Origin of the sequence: Comamonas sp., assembly GCF_036666375.1 — a bacterium.
GTDB lineage: Bacteria > Pseudomonadota > Gammaproteobacteria > Burkholderiales > Burkholderiaceae_C > Comamonas.
This window is the reverse complement of sequence record NZ_JAVWWA010000167.1, coordinates 1-7111: the sequence shown is the minus strand read 5'-3', so window position 1 is coordinate 7111 and position 7111 is coordinate 1. Positions and strand designations below refer to the sequence as shown.

4 protein-coding genes and 1 pseudogene are annotated in these 7111 nt (G+C 64.5%); 1 reads left to right on the top strand and 4 read right to left on the bottom strand.

The window, feature by feature from the left end:
- Positions 1–27 precede the first annotated feature (27 nt).
- Positions 28–819 carry an aspartate/glutamate racemase family protein gene (locus RR928_RS23655; RefSeq protein WP_332684500.1) on the bottom strand — a complete coding sequence of 264 codons (792 nt, stop codon included), beginning with the start codon at positions 817–819 and terminating at the stop codon, positions 28–30.
- A gap of 98 nt (positions 820–917) precedes the next feature.
- On the opposite strand from RR928_RS23655, the gene RR928_RS23650 reads away from it, so the two are divergent.
- Positions 918–1808, top strand: coding sequence for a LysR family transcriptional regulator (locus RR928_RS23650; protein WP_332540126.1), 891 nt, complete (start codon positions 918–920; stop codon positions 1806–1808).
- A gap of 72 nt (positions 1809–1880) precedes the next feature.
- Here the strand turns inward: RR928_RS23650 and mqo are convergent, their stop codons facing one another.
- The 3 genes and pseudogenes from mqo to RR928_RS23635 all read right to left on the bottom strand — a co-directional run.
- On the bottom strand, positions 1881–3572 hold the full coding sequence (mqo, locus tag RR928_RS23645) for a malate dehydrogenase (quinone) (RefSeq protein WP_332684497.1): 1692 nt from the start codon (positions 3570–3572) through the stop codon (positions 1881–1883).
- Between the two features lie 406 nt (positions 3573–3978).
- A complete protein-coding gene (locus RR928_RS23640) occupies positions 3979–5295 on the bottom strand; it encodes a dicarboxylate/amino acid:cation symporter (RefSeq protein ID WP_332540124.1) in 1317 nt (438 codons plus the stop codon).
- A 642-nt stretch (positions 5296–5937) separates the two neighbouring features.
- Positions 5938–7111: pseudogene (locus tag RR928_RS23635) on the bottom strand (hypothetical protein); the annotation flags it as partial.

Genomic DNA, 7111 nt, shown 5'->3' with positions numbered 1-7111 from the left:
TGCGCGCCGCGTGGGCTCGCGCGCCCGCTAGCGGCTGCGCATGTGCCGCGACCAATCGACGGCGCGTCGCGCCAGCGCCGCCGTCGCATCGATGGTGGGCAGCGGGCAGTTCGCGTCGTCGAGCACCACGGGAATCTCGGTGCAGCCCAGCACCACGGCCGCCGCACCGCGCCGCTGCAGCGCCTGGGCCGCCTGCAGCAGCAGCGCCCGGCCTGCATCGAGCCTGCCGGCCTTCACGGCGGCAATGCCCGGCGTGACCCAGTCGCGGATTTCGCCGGCGCCGGGCAGCAGCCACTCCACCGCTGTGCCATGCGCGCGGCGCGTGTAAAGGCCTGACGCCATGGTCGCTTCGGTTGCCAACAAGCCCAGGCGCGGGGCGGCGCCCGTGCCGGCCCAAGCCATCTGCAGCGTCGCGTCAACGATGTGCAGCATGGGAATGGCGATCTTGGCCTGGATAGCGTCGAACCACAGGTGGGCCGTGTTGCAGGGAATCACGATCACTGCCGCGCCTGCGGCCTCCAGCCGCTGCGCGCAGGCGACCAGGGCGGGCAGGGGCGACTCGCCCTTGCCCTGAAACGCCTGGGTGCGGTCAGGAATCTGCGGAATGGAGCTGACCAGCGCGGGCGCATGGTCCTGGTCCCGCGTCGCGGGCGTGGCCTGGACCAGCTTGTGCATGAAGTCCACGGTCGCCAGCGGGCCCATGCCGCCGAGCACGCCGATCAGCCCGGGCAATGCGCCGGGATGGGCGTTCAGGGGAGCCTTGGCGTGAAAGCGGCGGCGCAAGGCGGTTTTCAGAGATTTTGAGCGGCGAATCTGCATGCCGCAATCCTAGGCAACGCACAGGGGCCATGTCATAGCAATCGCGCCGCAGTTCATAAGCCCGGCTAATATTCCGCTCCGACGAAAAGGAGACCGGAATGCGGCTCAAGCACATCGAAGTGTTCAATGCATTGATGCTGACCGGCACCGTGAGCGGCGCGGCCAAGCTGCTGCATGTGACCCAGCCCGCCGCGACGCAGAGCCTGCAGCTCGCGGAGCTGCAGCTGGGCTACCAGCTCTTCACGCGCCAGCGGCGCCGCCTCGTGCCCACGCGCGAAGCGCATGCGCTGTATGTGGAAGTGCAAAAGCTCATGACGCAGCTCGAAAGCGTCAAGCGGCTCGCCCAGGCCTTGGGGGAGGGCGATTCGAGCCGGGGCTTGCGCATTCTCATCGTTCCTTCGCTCGCGATCCGGGCGCTGCCGGATGCGCTGGGCCTGTTTCGCCAGCGCCACCCCAAGATCGCGATATCGGTGCGCACCCTGCACTCGAACGAGATTGCACGCGCGATTGCACTGCAGGAAGGCGATGTGGGCATCGTCTATGGCAGTGTCATGCATGCGGGCTTGAACGAGGCGCATATCGCCACGGGCCGGCTGGTGTGCGTGTCGCGCGTGGGCAAGAAGGGCGACGACCGGCGCAGCACGGTCGCGCTCGAGGACCTGATGCGCGAGCCTTTCATCCGCATCGATGAGCGCGATCCGCTGGGCGCCATGCTCGCGGACCAGTTCTCGCGCATGGGCGCGCCGCCGGTGGGCGGCATGTCGGTGCAGACGCATCACATTGCGATGGTACTCGCCGAGCAGGGCTTCGGGCCGGCAATCATCGACTCGTTCACGGCCCAGGCCAGCCAGGTGGCCGAATTGCACATGCGCACCGTGACGCCGGAAATTCCCATCGAAGTGCGCGCGCTGATGCCGCGCGGCGACATTTCCCAGCGCCCGGTCGACGACTTCATCGCGGCGCTGCGCGCGGCGATCGCCAGCGCCTGAACGCCAGGCGAGACCGGGGCCCCAATGCAAAACGCCCGATGGGCGGCATCGGGCGTCTTGTAAGCGGCTTTCTTACAGGGCCTGCATTTCCGTATTGGCATTGCGCGCAGGAGCCGGCGCGGCAGCAGGCGCGGCGGGCGCAGCCTGGTCAGCCACTGGCGCCGCGACGGGCACTTCGAGGTAAGGCAGGTTCAGTGCCTTGCCCGTCATGGCGCGGATCTCATTGGTCAGCGCCGCGCTGTCGTTGATCTTGCGGCCGTACGACGGCACGATCTCCTTGAGCTTTTCCTTCCAGCCGGCTTCCATTTCCTTGGGGAAAGCCTGGGCCAGCAGGTTCAGCATGATGGGCGGCGCGGTCGATGCGCCCGGCGAGGCGCCTAGCAACGCGGCAATGGTCTTGTTCTGGTCGGTCACGATCTCGGTGCCGAACTGCAGCAGAGGGCCCTTTTCCGGATCGTTCTTGATGATCTGCACGCGCTGGCCGGCGGTGACCAGCTCCCAGTCCTCGCGCTTGGCGTTGGGGTAGTACTTGACCAGCTCGGCGTGGCGATCGGCATCGCTCAGCTCGGCCTGCTGCAGCAGATACTTCACCAGGTCCAGGTTCTCGCTGCCGACCTTGAGCATCCCGGCCACGTTGTTGTGGTTGACCGAGGAGTACAGGTCGAACCACGAACCTTCCTTGAGGAACTTGGTGCTGAACAGCGCGAACGGGCCGAACAGCACCACGGGCTTGTCGTCGAGCTTGCGCGAGTCGATGTGCGGCACCGACATCGGCGGCGAACCGGTCTCGGCCATGCCGTAGACCTTGACCTTGTGGCGCTCGGCCACGGCCGGTGCCTTGAACGCCAGGAACTGGCCGCCGACCGGGAAGCCGGCATAGTTCTTGGCTTCGGGAATGCCCGACATCTGCAGCAGCTTGAGCGCGGCGCCGCCCGCGCCGATGAAGACAAAGCGCGACTTGACGGTGCGTTCCTGGCCGTTCTTGAGATCCTTGACGGTGACGTTCCAGATCTTGTCGTCACCCTGGCGCAGCGCCGTGACTTCATGCTGCACCTGCAGCTTGAAGTTCGGGTTGCTTTGCAGGCCACGCGTCAGCTGGTTGGTGATCACACCGAAGTTGACGTCCGTGCCCAGAGGCATATAGGTGGCCGCCACCTTCTGGCCGGGGTCACGCCCTTCCATGACCAGCGGCGCCCACTGCTTGATCTGCTGGGCGTCGGTGGTGAACTGCATGCCGTAGAACATCGGGTTCTTGACCAGCGCCGCGTGGCGCTTGCGCAGGTATTCGATGCGGTCTTCGCCCCAGACAAAGCTCATGTGCGGCGTCGCATTGATGAAGTCCGAGGGCTGGGACAGGCGGCCCAGCTTGACCTGGTGCGACCAGAACTGGCGCGAGACTTCGAACTGCTCGGCGATGCCGACCGCGCGCTTGGTCTCGATGGAGCCGTCGGGCAGCTCGGGCGTGTAGTTCAGCTCGGCGAAGGCCGAGTGACCGGTGCCAGCGTTGTTCCAGCCATTGGAGCTTTCCAGCGCGACGCCGTCGAGGCGCTCGAACAGCTGCACGTTCAGGTCGGGCTGCAGCTCCTGCAGGTAGGTGGCCAGCGTGATGCTCATGATGCCGCCGCCGACCAGCACCACGTCCACGGGCTTGTCGTTTTCGGCCGCAGGCACGGACCGCTGATGAAGCGGCCAGTAGAGGAACAGGACACCCGCAAGTGCCAGAAGGGCCAGCAGGCTAGGCCCCCATATTTTGAATTTCCGCATGAGAATACTCCGTCTCTTGGACGAATCGGTTGGAATGGAAAGAAAGCGGCGTGTGGCTTGGCACCCGTACCGTATCGCTGGCGATCAGTGATCGACAGGAACGCGGTGCCGGCCGCATTCACTGGCTTCGCAGGCGGGTCACCGCTTCAGCGGATCACCGTGTCGAGGGGGGTGCGCGCCTGACGCCCACAATTCATCGCTGCTGTCCGCGCTTGTTCCTGTAACCGGTGGCATTGCGGCACACCGGGCCAGGCCGGTGGGCAATGGCCCGCACATGACTTGCGTGCGGCCGGTTTTGCGCGCGTGACGGGTTGGGGGCCGAACCCGGCCACCGTAGCGGGCGACAGTTTGCCCGGTCATGACCCGGGCCGTCGTCCGGCGCAGCAAAGTCATCGCTGCGGCAAGGTTATGCGGGATGGCCGTTGCCTGCGGTGATCTCTGGCGCTGCGACCGGCCGGGCCTGTGCGGGCAGCAGCTCCTCGCTGTCGGGCAGCGTCTCGCCGAGCTTGCCTTCCCACTTGGCCACGGCGGCCGTGGCGATGCTGTTGCCGATGACGTTGGTCGCGGTGCGACCCATGTCGAGGAACACGTCTATGCCCATGATGAGCAGCAAGGCCGCTTCGGGCAGGCCGAACAGCGGCAGCGTCGCGGCGACCACCACCAGCGAAGCGCGCGACACGCCGGCCATGCCCTTGCTGCTGATCATCAGCACCAGCAGCATCGACAGCTGGGTGGCGAACGACATTTCGATGCCATACACCTGTGCAATGAACAGTATCGCGAACGCCTGGTAGATCATCGAGCCGTCGAGGTTGAAGGCATAGCCCATGGGCAGCACGAAGCCCGTGACTTCATCCTTGACGCCGAACTTCTCGAGCTGCTCCATGGTCTTGGGGTAGGCGGCCTCGCTGCTCGCCGTGAAGAACGCGATCAGCGTCGGCGCCTTCACCAGGCTCAGCAACTTGAACACCCGCTTGCGCAGCACGACGTAGCCGGCCGCAATCAGCACCAGCCACAGCGTCGCCAAGGCGAAATAGAAGCTCGCGATGAATTTGGCGTAGGTGCCCAGAACGCCCAGGCCCTGCACCGTGATCGCTGCGGCCACGGCAGCAAACACGCCCACCGGCGCGAACAGCATCACATAGTCGGTGACGCGGATCATCACGTGCACCAGTTCCTCGAAGAACGACTTGATGATGTCGCCGGTCTTGCTCTTCACGGTGCAAAGCGCAAAGCCGAAGAACAGCGAGAACACGACGATCTGCAGCACGGAGTTGGTGGCCAGCGCCTCGAAGATGCTCTTGGGGAAGATGCCGACGATGAAGTGCTTGAAATCCAGCGAACCTGTCTTGAGGTGGGTTGCCGCGCTTGCATCCGGCAGCGTCAGATGCGTGCCGTCGCCCGGCCGGAACACATTGGCCCAGAGCAGGCCCAGCAGCAGGGAAATCAGCGAGGCGGTGACGAACCATCCCAGCGCCTTGGCACCCACACGGCCCACGCTCTTGGCGTCCCCCATGCTGGCGATGCCCACCACCAGCGTGGCGAACACCAGCGGGGCAATGATCATCTTCACCAGGTGAAGAAAGATTTCCGTCAGTGCGGAGAAGTAGCTCGCAACTTCCTTGGAAGATTCCGCGGAAAGAGCCGTGTTGCAGATGTAGCCGACGATGATGCCGGCAACCAGCGCGATCAGTACCCAGGTGGTGAGTTTGTTGAATTTCATTCTGTCTCCGTTTTCTCAAGCGCGCGCGTGCAGGCTTTCAAAGCGATGGGGCAATAGGTAAAAGGGGAGGGAGCGAAAGCCTGTACCGGCGCGAACGATGGAAATGCGACATAAGCGCAAACATCGGGCTTTCGTTTCATTTCATCGGTAGGCCAAACAGGAGGTATTTTCACGTGATACAAAAAAGCCTGCTATGTTTTAGATAGCAGGCTTTTCAGCAGCGGAGACATCTTGCCGATTGTTCAAACGTTGTTTGAACACGCGATCCAAGGTTTTGAAGTCCAACCCGCTGTTGAAGATTGGCGCGGATTCTACGGCTTTTTGGAGAGTGTTTTCTCAAGTCGTACCCCAGCATCCATGCGTCTTTGGGGGATTTATCCGCAAAAGACGTTGCGTCATGGATGGGCGGCTTTCCATGCTCGATAGGCGCGCGCGGCGCGGCCCAGGCCTGCAGCGATGGTGTCGAAGGGCTGGCGAACTGCAGGCGATCGCTCATCTCACCCGAGTGACTTGCTGCGCGATAGGGTATGGCCTGAGCGGCAAAGCCGCTGAAGATGCCCGTGAACTGGCCAATACCACTGGCCGCCTTGCCTCGAATGCCGCAGTGGTGGGCGAGGCGCTGTGCCCTCCACCATTGACCTGTCAGGCGAACTCGATGCCCGTGGCCGCCAGGCCCACTAGATCGATGCGCGTGGCGTTCAGCTCCAGATGGCTGGCCAGCACCGCCAGTTCGCCGCCCGTCACGCCCTGTGCCATGAGGTTGACGAACGGCTGCAACTGCGCCGGAGTTGCGGCGCTGCCCACGACATTGGTCCAGATCAGTTGCGTGACTTCGAGCGATGTCTTCGCACCCAGCACCTGCAGGCCCAGCTGTGCCAGGCTTTGCGCGCTTACGCCCGCATCCAGCGCACGAATCACTTCGCCGACCAACGGCTGGTTGTCGAGCAAGCCCACACCGCCCAGCGCGCCGAGCAGCTTGGCGGCTTCGCCCGCGTGGCCGTCGAGGTCCAGCGCCAGCTGGGTGTCGTTGAGCGTCAAGCGCTCCACGTTGGACAGCTCGAGCATTGCGCCGTCGGTCATGCGCTGCAGAGTGAAACCTGTGGCACTTGCCTCGATGTACGTTTCCGCCAGCGTGGCTGGGAAAACGAGGGTGTCGATTCCTGCGCCGCCGTCCAGGTTCCAGGCCAGGCCCAGGGTGGGGGTGAACGTGTTGTCGCCCGCATCGGCCACGTATTTGGTGTGGCGATCGGCATCCACGCGGATGGCGCCAGCTGCCTCCATGCCGTCGAGCAGCTGCTGCGCAGTCTTGCCGGCTGCCTGCTGCGGGTAGACCTGGGCAAACAGGCCCGCGACTTGCACGGCGCTCAGCCCATGCAGCGTCTGGATCACTGCGCCTTCGCTTGGCGTCAGGTCGCGTCCCATCCACTTCTGAAACAGGAAGGCCGCGGCTTCTTCAGCGGCACTGTGCGCGACCGTGAGGATTGGTCCAGTCTCGAAGCGTACCTGCTGGACATCGACCAGCCAGTCGACGCTGCCGCTGGCGATATGCGTGAGCTTGATGCCCGCGCCGTCGAGCGTGATCAAGTAGTCGCTGCGCTTTCCTTCCTGCAGTGCCACGTTGAAGCCCGTGCCGCCGTTGAGGCGGTCGCTGCCCGTGCCGCCCGACATCAGGTCGTTGCCCGCGCCACCAAACACGATGTCGTCGCCGGCATCGCCGTAGACCTGGTCGTTTCCGCCCTTGCTGCCCACGGTGTCGTTGCCGCCGCCGCCATGGATGATGTCGTCCTCGGCGCCCAGCACGATGTACTGGGCGGCG

Coding starts and splice junctions, on each gene's coding strand:
- RR928_RS23655 (WP_332684500.1), bottom strand. CDS start 819: ATGCAGATTCGCCGCTCAAAATCTCTGAAAACCGCCTTGCGCCGCCGC.
- RR928_RS23650 (WP_332540126.1), top strand. CDS start 918: ATGCGGCTCAAGCACATCGAAGTGTTCAATGCATTGATGCTGACCGGC.
- mqo (WP_332684497.1), bottom strand. CDS start 3,572: ATGCGGAAATTCAAAATATGGGGGCCTAGCCTGCTGGCCCTTCTGGCA.
- RR928_RS23640 (WP_332540124.1), bottom strand. CDS start 5,295: ATGAAATTCAACAAACTCACCACCTGGGTACTGATCGCGCTGGTTGCC.